Origin of the sequence: Faecalicatena sp. Marseille-Q4148, from assembly GCA_018228665.1 — a bacterium.
Lineage (GTDB): Bacteria > Bacillota > Clostridia > Lachnospirales > Lachnospiraceae > UBA9414.
On record CP073692.1, the window covers coordinates 2,226,691 to 2,247,374 of the forward strand.

The following is a 20,684-nucleotide window of genomic DNA, read 5'->3' on the forward strand; positions in this document are numbered from 1 at the left end:
AAGATGTGAAACACAAATGTTAAATGTATATTGAGTTGCAAAAGGCACATTTCCGGCTCTCCCGAAAATGTGCCTCTCTTATTGCTTTTGTTTTACCTGATTTATTTCATCATGGATTTTTTAATTAGTTCATGTCTTGACATAATATATAATATCAAGTCATTTAGCAGATCTCAGCTCCTGCCGGCATTTCTTTCTCCGGAACCATCAGTGACAGATTTCCTTCTGCATCTTCTGCACAGAGAATCATACCTTCTGACAGGATTCCGGCCAGTTTTGCAGGTTTCAGGTTTGTAACAACCATAACTTTTTTGCCAACCATTTCTTCTGCTGAATAATGTGCCTTAATTCCGGATACAATCTGACGTACCTGGCTTCCGATCTTTACCTGTGAGCAGAGTAATTTTTTACTCTTTTTTACTTCCTCGCATGCAATGATCTCACCTACCTGGAACTGAAGTTTTTCAAAATCATCAAAGGTAATCTCTGCCTTTGGCTCAAGGTCGATTACATTTTCATCTTCCGCTTTCTCTTCTTCTTTTTCTTCTGCCGGATGAAGTTTTGCAACTTCTTCCATGACTTCTGCAAGATCACGGCGTGCAAATAAGATTTCCGGTTTTTCAACAACATTTCCGCCGTTTAACTGTGCAAGAATTTTCTCTGCTGTTTCCGGCATAAATGATGAAAGAAGTTTGGCTCCCTCGGAAATGCTTACAATCAGATTATAAAGTACTGTCTCAAGACGGTCTTTCTTCTCTTCTTCTTTTGCAAGCGCCCATGGCATTGTTTCGTCAATATATTTATTGCAGCGCTTAAATACATTGAAAATCTCTGTGATCGCATCTGCAACACGAAGCTTATCCATCTTCTCATCTACTTTTCCGGAAGCCGCCTCTACAACTGCTTTCAATTCTGCATCTACCGCTTCTGCTGCACCTTTATCTGCAACACTTCCGCCAAAGTATTTATTTGTCATAGAAATTGTACGGTTCACAAGGTTTCCAAGTGTATTGGCAAGATCTGAATTCAGACGTTCTACCATCAGTTCCCATGAAATCACACCGTCATTATCAAACGGCATTTCGTGAAGTACAAAGTAGCGTACTGCATCCACGCCGAATAATTTCACAAGCTCATCTGCATAGATTACATTTCCTTTTGATTTACTCATCTTTCCATCGCCCTGAAGCAGCCACGGATGTCCAAAAATCTGTTTCGGTAGCGGCAGGTCGAGCGCCATCAGGAAAATCGGCCAGTAAATTGTATGGAAACGGATAATGTCTTTCCCGATCAAATGCAGATCTGCCGGCCAATCTTTCTTAAACTGTTCTGTACTTTCGCCATCGCAGTCATAACCGATTCCTGTAATGTAGTTTGTCAGCGCATCCAGCCATACATATACAACATGCTTCGGATCAAAATCTACCGGGATTCCCCATTTAAAAGATGTTCTTGATACACAAAGATCCTGAAGCCCCGGAAGCAAGAAGTTATTCATCATCTCGTTCTTACGTGATTCCGGCTGAATAAATTCCGGATGTGTATTAATATGCTCGATCAGTCTGTCTGCATACTTACTCATTTTAAAGAAATATGCTTCTTCTTTCGCCGGAACGCACGGACGTCCGCAGTCAGGACATTTGCCGTCTACCAGCTGGGATTCTGTGAAGAAAGATTCACACGGTGTACAGTACATTCCTTCATAATGTCCTTTATAAATATCTCCCTGATCGTATAATTTCTTAAAAATCTTCTGTACCTGTTTTTCATGGTACTCATCTGTTGTACGGATAAATTTGTCATAAGAAGTATTCATAAGATCTGCAATCTCTTTTACCTGTGCAGCAACTCCATCTACAAATTCCTTCGGTGTCACACCGGCTTCTTCTGCCTTTAATTCGATCTTCTGACCGTGCTCATCTGTTCCTGTCTGGAAAAACACGTCATATCCTTTGCTTCTTTTGTATCTTGCAATTGCATCTGCAAGAACAAACTCATATGTGTTTCCGATATGTGGTTTGCCTGATGTGTAGGCGATTGCAGTTGTCATATAAAATTTCTCTGCCATTTTCATTACTCCTTCTCTTTGAATATTTTTATTACATTGGATTACGAAAAAAATTCCTATGTAATAAAAAAGCCTTCTGTCCAAGTATCTTCAAAATACTCAGACAGAAGGCGATGATTCGCGTTACCACTTCTGTTCATCCCTGCCTCACGGCAAAGACCTCTGTAAGTGCCTGCCAGCACTTCCCGCTGTAAAGGGCGGTACCCATCGCAGATTATCCACACTGCTGTCGTTCATCTGCGCCGCTTGGAAGCCATCTTCAACTGTGTTCCATTCATTCCTCTCAGCTACCGGAATCTCTCTGTAAAACTTCCCACAATCTACTCTCTTCGTCATTGCGTTTGCATTGTTCATGTATAGTAAATCGTAACATATATAAAGCTTCATTGTCAATGAGGAAATATTGTAATAACAGGGCAACCGCATAAAAATAATTAGTACAAAAATCATCACTTTTCTTGTATACTAAAAGAAAAGTGGTGATTTTTATGTTAGAAATGAAACAGTATTTTTTAGATTTAGTAGACAGAAGAGATACTCGGGGATTGCGTCACAATCTCGCAGATATTATAGTTATGAGTATTTATGCCATTTTATGTGGTTATACGGATGCAGAAAATATGGCATTTTTTATGAAACTTCAAGAATCCTATTTTTCTAAGATGTTGGACTTGAAATATGGTGCTCCTTCTGCGGATACTTTACTTCGCGTGTTTGCCATTATAGAGCCAGAGAAGTTTATGGAGATGTTTTATCAATGGATCCGAGATGTGTTGGCAACAATTCAAGAAAATAAAGAAGCGAAGCCACAGCATATAGCCATTGATGGGAAAGCTGTCCGTGCAGCGGCGGTAAAAGGCGGACATATCCCGTATATTATTTCGGCATATTTAAAAAATTATGGACTTTCCATCGGTCAGCTGAAAGTAGGGGAAAAGACCAATGAAATCAAGGAGATCCCAAAGCTGTTGAAAGAACTGGATATTACCGATTGTGTGATAACGATTGATGCGATAGGATGCCAAAAACAGATTGCAAAACAAATCATAGATCAAAAAGGGCATTATTGTCTTGCGGTAAAAACGAATCAGGCAGTCTTGTACGAAGAAATAAGAGACTATTTTTCTTATGCAGAAAAAGAAGAACCAGAAAAACTCAATACTTATGAGACAATCGAAAAAAATCATGGTCGAATTGAAAAGCGAAAATATTGGATTTCCTCAGATATTGACTATCTTACAGGAAAAGAAAAATGGAAGAACCTGAAAACAATTGGTAAAGTAGAAAGCATTCGAGAAATGGATGGAAAAAGAAGTTTTGAAACTAGGTACTATATTCTGGATCAAGAAATGACATCGAAAGAGATGTCACAAATTGTAAGGGGACATTGGGAAATTGAAAACAGTCTTCACTGGGTTCTAGATGTCCATTTCCGTGAAGATGCCTGCAAAATTAAGGAAGAAAAAGCGATGCAAAACCTATCTCTGATTAGAAAAATCTGTTATAACCTCATGAAGTTGGATAAACGATTTGATAAAAAGAAAAAAATGACCTATAAGAAGATGAGTATGTTATATACATGCCATTTAGAATATGTGCAAGAATTAATTTTTGAGAACATTGTAGAAACTATTTAAAAATATCCATCTAGGGAAATATTTCTCTAAATGGATATTTTTTATGCGGTTGCCCTGATTGTAATAATCGTCAATTGATAGCCTCCTAAAAGTATGCTATAATCCCGCCAAGGGAAACCTAAGCCAGGCGGCTTCCCCTCTTTTCGGAGGGATACCCCTCCAGACGAAAGAAAGGAGGGTGATGCAAGTGTATGTTACATATTCTGATTTAATTCAGTTATTCGTATTCATTGTTGCTCTTGTAGGTCTTTGTTATGAGATTTTCAAGGATAAAAGAAAGTAGCCGCCATTACTCACACTAATGACGGCTGTTTCACATAACAGTTTTTAGTAATCGGGTAAGCCGCTTGAGGTTTCCCATTTTTGTATTTTTACTATAACACACTCAAATAACTTCTGCAAGCCTCTCCGGAAACGTATATACATTAAACGATTCCCCTCTCGCAAATCCAACAAGAAGGATTCCTTTCTCTTCCCGTCTTTGGGAGTTAGCACTATAATATTTGGGAGTTTATTCCGTTTTGGAACAGCCACAGTCAGCATAAATGCTGGCTTTTTTTGTTTTTTAAAAACTTGACAAAAAACTTTTTTGATAATTGAATATATAGTGCTATAGTGTTATAATATAAGAGGGTGATTTTATGGCGTATTTTTTAAAGAAAACAAAAAACAAAAAAGGGATTTATCTTCAAATCTATGAAAGCTATTACGATCCGGAGCGTAAAGGTGGCGCACATCGTTCTTATAAACCGATTGGCTATGTCCACGAACTTCAGGCAAACGGCATTGAAGATCCGATTGCTGTTTTCGGTGAAGAGGTACAAAAACTCAATCAGGAATATAAAAAGAAAAAACAGACTGAAAAAGAACGGAAGATATCAGAAGAATCTCCGGAAAAACTCCTTGGCTACTTCCCTTTAAAGAATCTCAACGATTCTCTGGGATGTAAAAAATATATTGATCTTATGCAGACAGCAACACATTTCCGATTCAATATTTTTGATATGATGTCAGATCTTATTTATGCAAGAGTGGTGCATCCCTGTTCAAAGCTGAAAACGTATTGGGAGGTGATTCCCAAACTGTTTGGAACACATGCTTTCTCCCTCGACCAGATTTATTCCGGCCTTGAATACATTGGTTCTGAATACGAAAAGGTGATTGAGATTTTCAACCATCAAGTAGCTTTGAAATATCCATTTGATACTTCTCACTCCTATTTCGACTGCACGAACTTCTATTTCGAGATTGATAAAGAGGATCATTTCAGATTAAAAGGTCCTTCAAAAGAAAATAAAAAGGAACCGATTGTTGGTATGGGACTTCTTCTTGATGCAAACCAGATCCCAATCGGCATGAAGATGTATCCGGGAAATGAAAGCGAAAAACCTGTAATACGGGAAATCATAGATGAATTAAAGCAGCGAAGCCACATATCCGGCAGGACGATCCAAGTGGCAGATAAAGGACTGAACTGCTTCAACAACATCCTTCATGCCCTGAAAGCAGGAGACGGATATATTTTCTCAAAATCTGTAAAAACGCTTCCCGAAACAGAAAAAACATGGGTACTTCTTGAAAATGATTATGTAGATGTTAAAACTAAAAAAGGCGAAGTCCTTTACCGTATCAAAGAGTGTGTGGATGATTTTTCTTATTCCTATACGGATAACGCCGGACACCGGAAAACGCTGAAGCTTACAGAAAAGCGTATTGTGACATTTAACCCGAAGCTTGCCGAAAAACAAAAATATGAAATTAACCGACAGGTAGAAAAAGCAAAAAATCTCAGGGCATGTGAAGCAAAGAAATCGGAATACGGAGACAGTTCCAAGTATGTTACCTTTATTTCTACTGATAAGAAAGGGACAAAAACGGCTGGAAAAGTCAAGGTCGAGATAAATGAAAAGGCAATAGAAAACGCAAAGAAACTGGCAGGATATAACATGATTATAACTTCTGAAATCCATATGAGCGCTTCTGAAATCTACGCTTCATACCACAACCTCTGGCGGATCGAGGAATCCTTCCGTATCATGAAATCTCAGCTTGATGCCAGACCAGCTTATATGCAGAAACAAGAAACCATCACAGGGCACTTCCTCATCTGTTATCTTGCCGTGTTATTAACAAGGCTTTTACAGATACATGTATTAAAAGACGAATATGGAACGGAAGAGATTTTTGATTTTATACATGATTTTAGAGTTGCCAAAATCTCTGACCGAAAATATATAAACCTAGCCAGAAGTTCCTCTTTCATTAAGGAGTTATCTTCCAAGACAGGATTGCCTCTTACCTCTTATTTCCTTGGAAACGAAGACATAAATAAAATGCTAAGCCATAGGTTTTAATCCGTGGCTTAGCACTACTTTTTTAACTTAACTCCGAAAGACAGGAATAACTTCTGCAAGCCTCTCCGGAAACGTATATACATTAAACGATTCCCCTCTCGCAAATCCAACAAGAAGGATTCCTTTCTCTTCTGCCAGCTCAACAGCTCTGCTCGTCGGAGCCGACACGGCAATCAGTGTTGGTGCGCCAATGGCTGCTGCTTTTTCAAGGATCTCTGCTGCCACACGCCCACTAAAAACAATCGTCTTATCTGCTGTGTCAATCTGTTCCCTGACACATGCACCAAGCAGCTTCTCCACCGCATTGTGACGGCCGACATCCTCACGCATCAAAAGGATTTCCCCATCTTTCGCAAGTGCCGCGCTGTGGACTCCGCCGGTAAGACGAAACCGATGTGAACGCTCATCAAGCGCAGCTGCAAGCGACATGATCTCTTTCGAAGAAATCTTCTTTTCTTCCGCTTTTTTCCCCGTTTCTTTCGCATCCTGCCTGCGCATATCACACTCTTTATCTGCTACAACTTCGATTCTGTGTTCCTGCTGCTTAACACAGATTTCCTTTATTTGTTCTGATTTCAGAATATAACCTTCTAAATACAAAAATCCATACGCAAGATCTTCCAGATACCATGGTGAGCAGAAAAATGTATGTATCATTTCTCCATTCAGATATAGATCATATTTTTCTTCCGGAACAATGTATTTTTCTTCCTTAGAAAATTCTCCTGCCCGGAAGCATACTGCCTTTTGCAGCACATATTCTGTTGTATGTTCTTTTTCCCTTTTTAAATTTTTCTCCATCCCATATTCTCTCTTCATCACCAAAATGCAGACACAGCCACCGCGGCCGCGTCTGCATTTTTTCATACGAAATCTCTGCTATTTGCAAAAATCTACTGTTTATTCTGTAATCTTCTCCACTTTTACTGTACAAACTTTATATTCCGGCGTACTTGAAATAGAATCAAGCGCATCACTTGTCAGCCAGTTTGCACCGCCCTCAATATAATGGAACGGCATCCAGCATTCACCCGGATTCGTCTTATCTGATACATCTGCTTTCGCCTGAATTGTTCCGCGGCGAGAAGAAATCTGAACCATTTCCCCATTCTCAATACCAAGTTTTTCAGCATCCTCTGTATTAATCTCGATAAATGATTCACCTGCAATTTCATTGATTCCTGCTGTCTTATCCGTCATTGCACATGCATTATAATGATATAAGATACGTCCTGTCATCATAACCAGAGGATATTCTTCATCCGGAAGTTCCATGGAAGGCGTATATGCTGCCGGACGGAAATAGCCAAGTCCCCGCGCAAACTTACCGACATGCATGATCGGTGTTCCAGGATGTTCTTTCGATGGACATGGCCACTGTAATCCCTGTCCTGCTACTTCTTCGCTGTCCAGTCTTGCATGACTGATTCCGCCAAATGACGGTGTCACAGAAGAAATCTCATCCATAATCTCTGCCGGTGTCAGATGTGGCTGTGGATACCCCATTCGTCTCATAATTTCTGTAAAGATCCATGTATCCGGTTTTGTATCACCGGCAATCTCAACAGCTTTTCTGACGCGCTGTACACGGCGCTCTGTATTCGTAAATGTTCCTTCTTTCTCAGCATAGGAACGTCCAGGAAGAATTACATCTGCAAGTTTTGCAGTCTCAGTCATAAATAATTCATCTACAACAAAGAAATCCAGCGAACTCAGCGCTTTGATCACATGGTGCGTATTTGGATCTGTACGGACCGGATCTTCTCCAAAGATAAACAAACCTTTCACTTCTCCTGTCAGCATTTTCGGGAAACAGTCTGTTGCTTTTGTTCCGATATTCGGATTCAGCTTCGTTCCCCATGCCTCTTCAAATTTCTCAAGAACACCAGGCTTATCAATATTCTGATATCCGGAGAACTGATTCGGAGATGCTCCCATATCACATGCTCCCTGCACGTTATTCTGTCCTCGAATTGGATTTACACCGCATCCAGGTTTTCCAATCTTACCGACCATCATAGCCATATTTGATAATGACATAACGCCTTCTGTACCTGTATGATGTTCTGTTACACCAAGACAGTACATGATCGGCGCGCGATTTGCAGTAGCGTAAATGCGCGCTGCTTCGCGAAGTGCATCGGCATCGATTCCACAGATTTCTGCTACCTTTTCAGGTGTATAATCCTTCACTAATTCTTTCATTGCTTCGAAATTCTCTGTGCGCTCTTCAATGAATTTGTGATCTACAAGATCCTCTTCAATAAAAATGTGCATCATACCATTTGCAAATGCAACATTTGTACCTGGTTTTAATTTCAGATGAATATCTGCGTCTTTACAAAGATCAATATCACGCGGATCTACAACGATCAGCTTCGCGCCGCGCTGTACTGCCTGGCGCACCTGCATTCCAAGTACCGGATGCGCATGTTCCGGATTAGATCCGACAAGCATAATCGCATCCGATTCATGAGTAATATCATAAATAGTGTTTGTCATGGCTCCGGAGCCTAATGTGGTTGCCAAACCGGCAACAGTCGGAGCATGTCAAACGCGGGCACAGTTATCGGTATTGTTGCTCTCAAATGCTGTTCTTACCATCTTCTGAAGCATATAAATATCTTCATTTGTAGAACGTGAGCATGCAAATCCGGCCAGTGCCTCACCTCCGTATTGTTTTTTAATTTCAGTAAATTTAGATGCAACAAGATCAAGTGCCTCATCCCAAGTTGCTCTCTCAAACTCGCCTGTCTCTTTATTCTTAATTAATGGATAACGGATTCTGTCTTCACAGTCAACAAAGTCAAATGATCCGCTTCTTCCTTTCACACAGAGCAATCCGTGATTGGACGGTCCATCTGCCCCCTGAACATCAACAATCTTGCCATTCTTAACAATCAGATCCATCTGACATCCGGTTGCACAATGTGGGCAAGTTGTACGGACTTTCTTCACTTCCCAGTCGCGGTAGTCTTTTCTTCTCTTAATAACAAGCGCACCTGTCGGACATGCCTGTGCACAGTTACCGCAAGATTCGCAAAGCGATTCCTTCCAGCCTTCGCCAAACGGAGCTTTTACATATACTCTGGCTCCATTTTTTTCAAGTGAAAGCGCATGTCTTCCGGTTGCTTTTGCACAAGTGCTGATACAGCGCTGACACTGGATACAAAGTCCCGGATCATAAGAAAGAAACGGGTTCTCTGCACACGGTTCATGCTGCACATCTCCGTGGGATGCTTTAAAGTTCGGAACATCAATTCCGTACTCTCTCGCCAGAGCCTGAAGCTCGCACGCACCATTTTTGATACATTTGAAACAATTTGTCTTATGTTCTGCCATAAGAAGGTGAAGTGTATTCTTGCGCGCTTCAATAACTGCTTCACTGTCTGTCTGAATCTTCATTCCCTCTCTGACTACTGTATTACAGGCTGTTGCCAGACCTGCACGACCTTCTATCTCTACTACACAGATTCGGCAGGATCCAATCTCATTAATCCCTTCCAGAAAGCAGAGTGTCGGAATATGAATTCCATTTTCTCTGGCTGCCTTCAGGATTGTCTGGCCTTCTTTTGCCTGAATCTCCATGCCGTTTATCGTTACATTAATCATAAATCTCTGCCCCCTTCCATTGCTCCGCATCCATAATGGTCACATCTGAGACAGCGGCTTGCCTCCTGCATTGCCTCTTCATGTGTCAGAAGTTCTTCCACATGCTCAAAGTCTTTCTTTCGGATAAATGCCGGACGCTCGCCAATCTCAGTACGTCCCATAAATGTCCTCATATTTTCCTTCGGTTCCGGAACAACTGCTTCACACAGTAAAGTATGATGATAGCCAAGATATTCATCAATATTATGCGCTGCAACTTTTCCTGCTGCGATTGCACGGATAACCGTAGACGGACCTGTTGCACAGTCTCCTCCTGTAAATACTCCCGGAAGTTCTTTTACTTCTGTATCAAGTCCTGCCTGAAATACATTTCTCTTAGCCGGCATACCGAATTCTTCAAACGGTGCAGACACAATATCCTGTCCTACTGCAATCATAATCACATCTGCCGGGAATTCCTGCTGCGGTTTATCTGCATCTTTCGGAGCCGGACGATCTCCTCTATATGCACTGATCATCTGAGGCTGTGTAACAAGTGATACACAATTTCCATCTGCATCTTTCTTAATCTCTACCGGTGACTGCAATGTTACAAGAGCAATTCCTTCCATAACAGCTGATTCTACTTCTGATTCCAAAGCTGTCATATCTTTCTGACGTCTTCTGTATACAATCGAAACTTCTTCTGCATTACATCTGACTGCACTTCTCGCACAGTCCATAGCAACATTACCTCCACCGATGACGAGAACTTTCTTTCCAGTGTAATCCGGAAGATGTCCATTGCCGATCTCATCGAGAATTTCTACCGCAGACACAACATTTTTCGCATCTGCTCCCGGAATATTCAGTGTCTTTCCGGTCTGCGCACCGATCGCAACATACATTGCATCATGCTTCTTCTGTACTTCTTCGATAGAAATATCTTTGCCGACAGTTGTATTGTATACTACTTCAATATCTCCTGCGCCAAGGATAGCACGAATGTCTTCATCAAGACGGTCTTTCGGGAAACGGTAATTCGGGATTCCATAGCGGAGCATTCCGCCAAGCTTATCATGTGACTCATACACAACAGCCTTATGTCCCATTAATGCCAGAAAATAGGCTGCTGTTAATCCGCTTGGACCTCCCCCGATAATACCAATTGACTTTCCTGTTGACGGATTCGGAGCCGGTGTCTTCACTGTATCTGCCGGCATCATATCAACAGCATATTTTTTCAATGCACGGATATTGATCGGAGATTCCAGCATCTTACGTCTGCAGCGCTCTTCACACGGATGCTCACATACCATTGCACATGCCGTTGGGAATGGATTGTCCCGGCGGATCAGGTTAATTGCTCCTGCATAATCTTCATTACCTACAAGTGCTATGTAACCCGGAATATCTACGTGTGCCGGACAAAGTGACACACATGGAATTTTCTGTCCAACACAATCAAGACATCTCTGATTCTCGATATGGCTCTTGTACTCATCTGCAAAAAGTTCAAGCCCTTTTAATACTTCATCAGCAGCATTCCAACCAATGGCACAGTCTGCTGAATCCCGGATCATTGTCGCCATCATTTTAATATTTGCCAACGTCTTTTCTGTAGCGCATCCATCCAATACTTTCTGCATCAGACGTGCTACAAGAGGGAGCCCATCCCTGCACGGTACACATTTTCCGCAAGTCTCATTTGCAGCTGTCCGCAGCATAGAAATCTGCAGTGTGATCGGACAGCTTCCCGGAGGATATACCTCAACCTTATGAGAAAAATGCCGTGCAATTTCATTCATTTTTGCGTCATAACCTGACGGATCAGAAAGATATAATTTGCCCATAAATTCCCTTCTCTCTTATTCTTTGATAGAATATTATTTTTAGTTACTGATTTATGATCCTTTTCATTAATCATCTTTTAAATATACAAACCAATATGCCACGCCTACGAGTATCGCTCCACCGATAATATTTCCGATTGTTACCGGTAAAAGATTGGCTGTAAACATTGACCCCCATGTCAGACCGGATACATCAACCTGTGCGGCTTCTGCCATGAGCATATAGTTTTCATTTCCCTTTGCAAAAAGCCCTGCTGAAATATAGAACATGTTTGCAACACTATGTTCAAATCCACATAATACAAACATTGCAATCGGGAAAAACAATCCGATAATCTTAGAAGAAACCTGTTTTGCCGCAAATGAGATCCACACTGCAATACATACAAGGAAATTACATGCAATTCCTTTGAGTACCGCATCGCCGAACGAAATGGATGTCTTTGCCACAGCTGTACTGATCAGGGCAGAACCTACATTAAAAGTATCTGTCTGATGACCAAATACACATATCGCCGCAATCAGCATACTTCCTGCAAAATTTCCAAGATATACGACAATCCAGTTCTTTAACATTCCTGCAATTGTGATTTCTTTTTTCAATAGCGGAATTACAAGAAGACAATTCCCTGTAAAGAGCTCACTTCCTGCAAGCAATACCATTGTCAGACCTCCCGGGAAAAGACATGCTCCGATGATCTTTCCTGCTGCCCCCGGAAGAGCCGCTCCCGCAGTTGCAGAGGCAATTCCTCCCACTGCAATAAACATTCCGGCAAGAATACCAAGCACAAACATCCTGGCAACCGGCATATTTACTTTTCCTTTCCCTATTGCGATATAATTATTCGCGATTTCTTTTGGTGTATTCATAATACCCTCTCCTTCCTTTCATCTATTTCCTCTATATCCAGCAGCTGTCTTTGCTTTCGCCGCCGCTGTATGTTTAAATGAAACAGACTTCTAACATTGTTCCCTTCTCCAACGGCCCTGCTCCCTCCGGCACCATTGCCAGAAGATCGCAGTCATCCATCGATGAAACAGAACCATTTCGCTGATTCTCAAGCGGAGTAAAATACAGCATTCCATCCTGATAGGATGATTTGCCTTTCAGCACTCTCATAACCGGACAAGATTTCCCAAATGTTTCTGTGAGCCGCGCCTTTGCTCTTCGGAAATCAGTCTTTGATCGTCCGCATAATTTCTTTATACACGGAAGTCCTACACATAGAAGGCCGGTGGCCGCTGCTCCCGGATTCCCTGACAGGCTGAGAAGCAGCTTTCCGTCTTTTCTGGCTGCCAGCATCGCTCCTCCCGGTTTCAGCCGGATTCTGTGAAACAGCAGCTCGCCGCCAATGTTCTCGATCACCTCCGGCAGATAGTCATAATCCCCGGCAGATACTCCTCCTGTTGTAATAACTATGTCACTATGTAAAAGTGCTTTCTCAATCACTTCGCTGAGCTTCTTTGGATCGTCTGAAACAATACCGGAATGAACCGGCATAACTCCATACTTTCTCAAATATCCTCCAAGCAGATACGGATTTGTATCATAAATCTTTCCATATTCCGGTGACTGCTGCGGACTTAAAAGTTCGCTTCCGGTACTCACAATGGCTGCCACCGGCTTCCGATAAACTTTCACTTTGCAGATTCCCTGGCCTGCCAACAGTGCAATGTCCGATGATCCCAGACATTTTCCCCGATTCAAAAGCCGTACGCCACTATGCACGTCTTCTCCGATCTGCACAATATTCCCAGGCTTTACCGGAGCAGTCAATCTCACTTCTTCCTCTGTAAATATTGTACGTTCATGCATAACAACAGCGTCTGCTCCCTCCGGCACTGCCGCTCCTGTCATAATGCGGGCCGCATGTCCTCTCCCGATCTCATACTGTGGAATATCTCCTGCCGCAAGCGCTTCCGTTACTTTTAGAACAACCGGTGCATCTTCTGATGCTCCTATCGTATCTTCCGAACGAAGCGCATATCCGTCATACGCACTTCTTCGAAAATACGGTACAGCCAAAACAGCATCCACATCTTCTGCAAGTATCCTTCCGTAAGCCTCCGAAAGCTCACACATTTCTGAAGAAACAGCTTCTGTCATACTGCAAAGTAAATCTGCAGCCTCTGTAATTGTCTCAATCTTCATCTCTCATTCCTCTGCCTTTTCTCATTGATGTCTGTATACTCTGGTATTTACTACTCAGATTTCTATGTATTCGAATACGTTTCCACAAGGAGCCTATATTCTTCCGGTGTATTAATGTTCTGAAGCTGCCACGAGTCCTCGCCTGCTTCTGCAAAAATCACATTCAGCTTCTCAAGCGCCTGCATCATCCGCAGTTCTCTCTTCTCCAGACATTCCCGAAACACCGGCAGACAGCTGCTCTGATACATCCCGCAAAGAGGATGAATGCGTCCGTCCTTCGTCCGTATAATAACAGCATCCACATCTTCATCGGACAATTCGCACAGTTTTTCCGCCAGCTCTCCGGAAAAAAGCGGAACATCACATGGAACCGTCAAAAGCCGGTCAAAATTCCCTGCTGCAAATGCACTGTAAATGCCTCCCATAGGACCATGATCCGGATACAGATCTTCAATCATCGGAATTAAAATCTCTTTATGTCTGTCGAATCGATCCACAGAGACAAGCACTTCTCCGTATCCGCTAAGCTCCTCTGCAAGATGCTCCAAAAATGTCATTCCATTTATTTTCAGGGAGGATTTCTGTCTGCCCATCCGACTGCTCTTACCACCTGCGAGAATTAAATATCCTGTCTTCATTACACCCCTCCTGATGGATTGTATTTATTCCTGTACACGCATATGTATTTGTGATTATATCACATAAAAACTTTATTGCAAGCAAAATGCCGCATTTTGTTAGTACGTTATTTTTTAGTCAATTTCCCCAATAGATATTGTCATATTTTTGTCATTTTCTATATATACTGTACAAAAAATCACTTGGAGTTCTTATGCACAAAATTCTCTCGTATAAACGAGCTGCTCTCTTCCTTCTCTGCTCATTTTTATCCTTTTTTGCCGCCGGATGTCAAAATACTTCCACCGTTCAGGATGAAAATTCTGCCTTTCGCAAATTCACACACACGCTGTTCTGTCAGGAAGTCTCATCAGATACCCTTACGCTTCACTATACACTGCAGCAGCCTCAGATTTACGGCATTAAAAATCCTCCTGTTACATACGGTTCCTTTTCTTCCAATACCGCCGGGGCAATGGCCGCTTCTGAGAATCTTCTGCACGCATTGGAACAGTTTCATCCCACTGCGCTAGATAAAGAAAATCAGCTGACTTATGATATTCTCCAAAAATACTTTCAGACCAATAATGCCCTCGCACCATATCTCCTTTACCAGGAACCGGTCAACCCGACTACCGGGATTCAGGCACAGCTTCCTGTTCTTCTCTGTGAATATCAATTTAGTAATACAAAAGATGTGGAGATCTATCTGGAACTTCTCTCTAAAACGCCGGAATATTTGCAGTCGCTCTCTGAATTCGAGAAGGCCAAATCCGATGCAGGACTTTTCATGTCTCATGCCGTTGCAGAAGATGTGATTGCCCAGTGCCGCTCCTTTCTGGAGATGGGCGACGAAAATTATCTCTATACAACCTTTCAGGAACGGCTGAGTCATCTGCCCGACGTTTCTAATGCGGAGAAAGAAAGCTATCTTAGTAAAAATAAACTCCAGGTAGATACTTACGTTCTTCCGGCATTTCAAAATTTTGCAGATGCCATCTCTGCGTTAAAAGAAACCGGAATAAATAACAAAGGTCTTTGCTTTTTCCCGGAAGGGAAAGCTTACTATGAAGCGCTTGTTGCCCACAACACCGGTTCCTCCAGATCCATTAAAGAACTCCAGACACTTACAAAAAAGCAGATTACACAGGACATTTCCGATCTTCAGAAAACTGCGGAATCATTTTCAAAAGAAAGTACAACAGCAGCATCCTCTGATATCACTTCCGCCGCGATTGAAGAAGCCCTTTCCGATCCCGCTGCCATTATGAATGATCTGCAGACACAATGTAATACCGCTTTCCCGGAAGGTCCGGATGTACATCATACGATCAAATATGTTCCGGAATCTCTTGAATCCTACTTAAGCCCTGCCTTTTATCTGATTCCGGCCATTGACAACAGCGATGACAATGTCATTTATATCAACCGCAAACAGACAATGCAGGGAATGGAACTATATACGACGCTCGCCCATGAAGGATACCCGGGACATTTGTATCAGACAACGTATTTTGCTGCATCCAATCCTGATCCGGTGCGCAGTATCATCAATTTCGGCGGCTACACCGAAGGATGGGCAACGTACACAGAAATGATGTCCTTCTATATGGCTCCCATCTCCAAAACACAGGCTTCGCTGCTGCAAAAAAATAAATCCGCTGTCCTCGGGCTTTACGCCCTTGCAGATATGGGTATCCACTATGACGGCTGGACACTGAAAGATGCCTGTAACTTCTTCCGAAACTACGGGATTTCCAATGACAATGTTGTGCAGGATATTTACGAACTGATTCTTTCTGATCCAGGAAATTATTTGCGGTACTATATCGGTTATCTCGAATTTCTTGAACTCAAACGTGACTGTATCCAGAAAGACGGGGAAAACTTCTCCCAGAAAGATTTTCATAAAACCATTCTGGAAACCGGTCCTGCACCATTTGACGTATTAAAAAAACAGCTCGGACTCACCGCCCGAGCTGTTTTTTATTATTGCATTATGATTATTGCATTATGATTCTTCCGTTATACTTATTCTTCTACAACGAATACTTCTTTTCCCATTCCACAGATCGGGCAAACCCAATCTTCCGGAATATCCTCAAAAGCTGTTCCCGGAGCGATTCCGCCGTCCGGATCGCCGATTTCCGGATCATATACATATCCACATGGTTCACAAACATATTTTTTCATAGTTGTCACCTATTCCTTCCTTATACAAATTATGCTATGATATATCTGCTATATGTCTGCACAACTAGCAGTATCTCAAGACGCTTTCATTATATACTAATGTCCTGAAAATTGCTACTAAAAATTTTCTAAAGTTTTTGCAAATTTCTTAAAGAAATTTCTCAGCACATCTCTTTTAAAATTTTCAAAATGCAGACAACGATAACCGTTATTCAGATTCTCAGGAGGTTTTTTATGGAAGAACAAAAACAAACGACATCAGCTCCTGCAAATGCAATTACAGAAGGAGTCATCTGGAAACAGCTTCTCATTTTTTTCTTCCCGATCATGTTGGGAACCTTTTTTCAACAGCTCTACAATACCGCAGATGCTATCATTGTAGGACGCTTTGTCGGCAAAGAAGCTCTGGCCGCAGTCGGCGGCTCCGCAAACCAGATCAGTAACCTGATCATCGGATTTTTCGTTGGAGTCTCTTCGGGAGCAACTGTCATCATTGCCCAACACTACGGTGCACGAAAGGAAGAACCCCTTTCCCATGCACTCCATACCGCAATGGCATTTTGCATTTTCGGCAGCATTGTCATTACCGTTATCGGATATGCCGCTGCTCCGGTATTTCTGCGCTGGATGAATACGCCAAAAGATATGATGCAGGATTCCGTTACTTATTTGCGTATCTTCTTTCTCGGAATTCTTTTTGTATTTATCTACAATATCGGTTCCAGCATCCTTCGCTCTGTCGGAGATTCCAGGCGACCGCTTTACTATCTGATTGTCTGCTGCTTTTTAAATATCGGTCTTGATCTTCTGTTTGTCCTCGTATTTCATATGGGAATTGCAGGAGCGGCTATCGCCACGGTACTTTCACAGGCTGTCAGTGCAATCCTCATAATATTGGCTCTAATGCGGACAACAGACATTTACCGGCTTCATCTCCGGCGTATTACATTTTATAAACAATCACTGGAAAACATTTTACATATCGGTATTCCTGCCGGACTGCAGTCCGTTATGTACAGTGTCTCAAATATTATTATCCAGACTGCGTTAAATGCACTCGGTACCGATACCGTTGCAGCCTGGACTGCATTTGGTAAAATGGATGCTTTCTACTGGATGGTCATTTCTGCATTCGGTATCGCCGCAACTACTTTTGTTGGTCAGAATTATGGCGCCGGCAAATATACACGCGTCAAAAAGAGCGTTTCCATCTGTATCAAAATTACACTGGCTGCCGCAGTTATCATGAGCGTCTTTTTCCTCACAGCCGGCAAATACCTCTTCCATCTGTTTACAAGTGATCCGGCTGTCATCCAGATCGGTATCCGTATTTTAACCTATATGGCTCCGGCATACGCATTATTTGTATTTATTGAAATTTATTCCGGCGCACTTCGTGGTATCGGTGACGTTATCATTCCGGCTATTATGACTTGCTGTGGTGTATGTATTTTCCGTTCACTCTGGGTATTTATACTTGTACCGCTCTCTCCAACAATTGAGACAATCACGCTCAGCTATCCTGTTTCCTGGGGAATTACTGCTGTTCTGTTCATCATATATTGGAGAAAAAAACAGAAACACTTTGGCTGCGATACAGACAGTATTTCCACTTAATAATGTATATAAGCATGCTGTTTTTCATAATAAATCCCTATGTTCACAGTTTTTTCACAGAAAATTAGCACTCACCTCTTTACTTTGCTAATAATATGTGTTATATTACAACTATAACAAAGGAAGGAGATATGACTTATGATGATGATGCCTAGTATTTTTGGAGAAAACTTATTTGATGACTGGATGGATTTCCCATTTGATAACTTCTGGGATAAGAAAGATCCTCTCTATGGCAAACATGCAAAAAACATGATGAAAACAGATGTCCGCGAGACAGAAGATTCCTATGAACTTGATATCGATCTTCCGGGATTTAAGAAGGATGAGATATCTGCCAAGCTTGATAACGGTTATTTAACTGTCTCTGCTTCGAAGGGACTGAATAAAGACGAGCAGGATAAGAAAGGCAACTATATCCGTCAGGAACGCTATGCCGGTGCTATGAGCAGAAGCTTTTATGTCGGTGAAGGCATTGGTCAGGAAGAGATTAAAGCCAGATATGAGAATGGTATTTTGAAGCTGTCCGTTCCGAAAAAAAATAAAAAAGTAGTTGAAGAGCACAAACAAATTGCCATTGAAGGATAAACTCAATGAATGTATGAAAACAGGCGCCGATCCCATACGGGATTGGCGCCTGTTTGTTTAGAACTGCCAGCCGTTGAACTTAAATGTTGTCGGTGACACATTTTCCGGATCATAACGTTTCAGCATTTCTTCATACCGCTCTTTATAATCGTTATCGATTTCTGCCTGCGGGAATACTTTACTTGCCTCGTGGAGGAAGTGGAAGGAATCTCTTCCCATTTCCTGTCCGCGGCGTGTATGTTTGTCCAGTGCTACATCCGGGATTTCCGGAAGTTCTCCCATTGCAAATCCTTTCATACAAATGTTCTTTAACAGATCGCTGGATCTGTCTTTCTGTGACTGAACAAGATAGCGAATCGCGTGGATGAAATAAATCGGGCGGTCTCCGTCAGCATAATCAAATTCTTTTCTCATCTGGAACAAGCTGTTTACTACAACTGCTGCCATCGGATTTCCCATTCCAATATCTTCTACAGAAATTGTCAGAAGACGTCTCCACATCTTTTCTTCCAACTCCGGAGATGAAATATATAATTCGTACGCAAATTTGCAGGCATCTTCTTCATTTGCCCGTCTGATGCTTTTCTGCAGCGCTGAAATTACTTCATCGCAGTAATAGCCATTGCGTGTTGTGATTGACTGCCATGGATCATACATTGTCTTTTTTACCATTCGAAATCTTCCTCCTCTTCAGCTTCTTTTAATTCTTTTTCAATTGCCTGTTTCTCATATACCTTAAAGAATGGGTAATAGAACAGTACACTTAATGCGATACATAAGAACATAAAGATAACATTTCTGAAATCCATTCCTGACATCCATCCCTGAATAAAGAACGGAATAAAGGATGGATCTGCAATATATCCCGGTGTAATAAATCCAAGTACCTGTGCATAATATCCCAATACAACACAGATAGATGGTGTCAGGATATATGGAATTGCAAGAACCGGATTATATGTCATCGGCACACCAAAAGTGATCGGCTCATTAATAGAACAAATTCCCGGCACGATAGAAATTCTTGCAAGTGATTTTAACTTCGCAGATTTGGATTTCCACATCAGTATGATCAATCCAAGAGTTCCTCCTGCACCTCCGAGCATTGCATAGCGGAATAACTGAAGGTTCATTGGGTTTGTCGGTGCCAGTCCGTCTGCTACAAGCGCAGCATTTGCACCTGTTCCGGCAATACCGATCATGAATACAATTGAGAATACAACTGATGTTCCATTGATTCCGAAAAACCACAAAATATTTGAGAACATAATAATTCCGGCGTATACCCAGATGTTATTTCCTACATCAATTGCCGGTGTCAGCAGTCCCATAATTGCTTCCGGAATAGATTTTCCAATAACAGCAATTAATATGAGGTTTACACCATATACAATAATAATATTTACTAAAAGCGGAAGTAATGAGTTTACAAATGTTCCGACCATACTTGGCACAGATGACGGGAACTTCACTTTAATTCCAAGCTTATCTACCATACGGTTAATTTCTACACATACAAAACTCAGGATTAAAGCAATAAATAATCCATCGCTTGTCAGATACTGTGATGTGATTGCTGAAATAGTTGCATCGTCTCCAACCGGAACCTGAACAACTTTTGAACACACAAGTAAGAATACTGACATTGACATAATACCATTTACTGCTGCGTTCATTTTATAGCTCTTTGCCAGACAATATGCAACAGAAAATGCAGTCATTAAGCCCAACATTCCAAACGTCATATTATATGGTGCCAAAATCCATTCGCTGTTTTCAACTGCCCATTCTTTCCAATTGATCAAAAAGCGGATAAACATATTTGTCGTGTTCATATCCACTGTTTCCAGATTGATCGGCGGGTTATTTAAAATCATAAAAATAGAACCGATAACAAGCAGCGGTAATGTCATCATCATACCGTTAGATAACGCCTGCAGATGTCTCTGATTCCCCAGTTTCGCCCCCAGCGGAGATAAATATTTCTCCAAAAATTCCGTGAATTTCTTCATA

The 20,684-nt window shown here is 41.7% G+C and carries 15 protein-coding genes and 1 other annotated feature; of the genes, 5 read left to right on the forward strand and 10 right to left on the reverse strand.

Features of this window, described 5'->3' with window-relative positions:
* Nucleotides 1-163: 163 nt before the first annotated feature.
* Nucleotides 164-2,068 (reverse strand): methionine--tRNA ligase, encoded by a 1,905-nt coding sequence (metG, locus tag KFE17_10605; protein QUO31325.1) that lies wholly within the window; start codon nt 2,066-2,068, stop codon nt 164-166.
* 103 nt (nt 2,069-2,171) lie between these two features.
* Nucleotides 2,172-2,413, reverse strand: a binding site (T-box leader).
* 143 nt (nt 2,414-2,556) lie between these two features.
* Between metG and KFE17_10610 the strand changes: the two genes are divergently transcribed.
* Nucleotides 2,557-3,705 carry an ISAs1 family transposase gene (locus tag KFE17_10610; protein ID QUO31326.1) on the forward strand — a complete coding sequence of 383 codons (1,149 nt, stop codon included), beginning with the start codon at nt 2,557-2,559 and terminating at the stop codon, nt 3,703-3,705.
* A 641-nt stretch (nt 3,706-4,346) separates the two neighbouring features.
* Complete coding sequence (locus KFE17_10615; GenBank protein ID QUO31327.1) at nt 4,347-6,059, forward strand: IS1634 family transposase; 1,713 nt, start codon at nt 4,347-4,349, stop codon at nt 6,057-6,059.
* A 27-nt stretch (nt 6,060-6,086) separates the two neighbouring features.
* On the opposite strand, the gene fdhD is transcribed toward KFE17_10615, so the two are convergent.
* From fdhD to KFE17_10645, 6 genes are all read right to left on the reverse strand, one after another.
* Complete coding sequence (gene fdhD, locus KFE17_10620; GenBank protein ID QUO31328.1) at nt 6,087-6,926, reverse strand: formate dehydrogenase accessory sulfurtransferase FdhD; 840 nt, start codon at nt 6,924-6,926, stop codon at nt 6,087-6,089.
* 33 nt (nt 6,927-6,959) lie between these two features.
* Nucleotides 6,960-9,671 (reverse strand): formate dehydrogenase subunit alpha, encoded by a 2,712-nt coding sequence (fdhF, locus tag KFE17_10625; GenBank protein ID QUO31329.1) that lies wholly within the window; start codon nt 9,669-9,671, stop codon nt 6,960-6,962.
* Entirely contained in the window at nt 9,668-11,503 is a 1,836-nt protein-coding gene (locus tag KFE17_10630) for an FAD-dependent oxidoreductase (protein ID QUO31330.1), read from the reverse strand. The genes fdhF and KFE17_10630 overlap by 4 nt, the downstream gene beginning before the upstream one ends.
* A 66-nt stretch (nt 11,504-11,569) precedes the next feature.
* Entirely contained in the window at nt 11,570-12,373 is an 804-nt protein-coding gene (locus KFE17_10635) for a formate/nitrite transporter family protein (GenBank protein ID QUO31331.1), read from the reverse strand.
* A 73-nt stretch (nt 12,374-12,446) separates the two neighbouring features.
* Complete coding sequence (locus KFE17_10640; GenBank protein ID QUO31332.1) at nt 12,447-13,655, reverse strand: molybdopterin molybdotransferase MoeA; 1,209 nt, start codon at nt 13,653-13,655, stop codon at nt 12,447-12,449.
* A 62-nt stretch (nt 13,656-13,717) separates the two neighbouring features.
* Nucleotides 13,718-14,293 (reverse strand): molybdenum cofactor guanylyltransferase, encoded by a 576-nt coding sequence (locus KFE17_10645; protein QUO31333.1) that lies wholly within the window; start codon nt 14,291-14,293, stop codon nt 13,718-13,720.
* A gap of 194 nt (nt 14,294-14,487) precedes the next feature.
* Between KFE17_10645 and KFE17_10650 the strand changes: the two genes are divergently transcribed.
* Nucleotides 14,488-16,290 carry a DUF885 domain-containing protein gene (locus KFE17_10650; GenBank protein ID QUO31334.1) on the forward strand — a complete coding sequence of 601 codons (1,803 nt, stop codon included), beginning with the start codon at nt 14,488-14,490 and terminating at the stop codon, nt 16,288-16,290.
* Between the two features lie 14 nt (nt 16,291-16,304).
* On the opposite strand, the gene KFE17_10655 is transcribed toward KFE17_10650, so the two are convergent.
* Complete coding sequence (locus KFE17_10655) at nt 16,305-16,466, reverse strand: rubredoxin (GenBank protein QUO31335.1); 162 nt, start codon at nt 16,464-16,466, stop codon at nt 16,305-16,307.
* Between the two features lie 189 nt (nt 16,467-16,655).
* Here KFE17_10655 and KFE17_10660 point away from each other — a divergent pair, with 189 nt between their 5' ends.
* On the forward strand, nt 16,656-18,083 hold the full coding sequence (locus KFE17_10660) for an MATE family efflux transporter (protein QUO31336.1): 1,428 nt from the start codon (nt 16,656-16,658) through the stop codon (nt 18,081-18,083).
* Nucleotides 18,084-18,224: 141 nt separating this feature from the next.
* Nucleotides 18,225-18,671, forward strand: a complete 447-nt coding sequence (locus KFE17_10665; protein ID QUO33692.1) for an Hsp20/alpha crystallin family protein — start codon at nt 18,225-18,227, stop codon at nt 18,669-18,671.
* Nucleotides 18,672-18,728: 57 nt separating this feature from the next.
* On the opposite strand, the gene KFE17_10670 is transcribed toward KFE17_10665, so the two are convergent.
* Together KFE17_10670 and KFE17_10675 are read right to left on the reverse strand one after the other, a co-directional pair.
* The gene (locus tag KFE17_10670; GenBank protein ID QUO31337.1) at nt 18,729-19,343 is read right to left on the reverse strand and encodes a hypothetical protein; all 615 of its coding nucleotides are present in this window, start codon (nt 19,341-19,343) and stop codon (nt 18,729-18,731) included.
* The gene (locus KFE17_10675; GenBank protein ID QUO31338.1) at nt 19,337-20,683 is read right to left on the reverse strand and encodes a PTS sugar transporter subunit IIC; all 1,347 of its coding nucleotides are present in this window, start codon (nt 20,681-20,683) and stop codon (nt 19,337-19,339) included. Before KFE17_10675 ends, KFE17_10670 begins: the two co-directional genes overlap by 7 nt.
* Nucleotide 20,684: the final 1 nt, after the last annotated feature.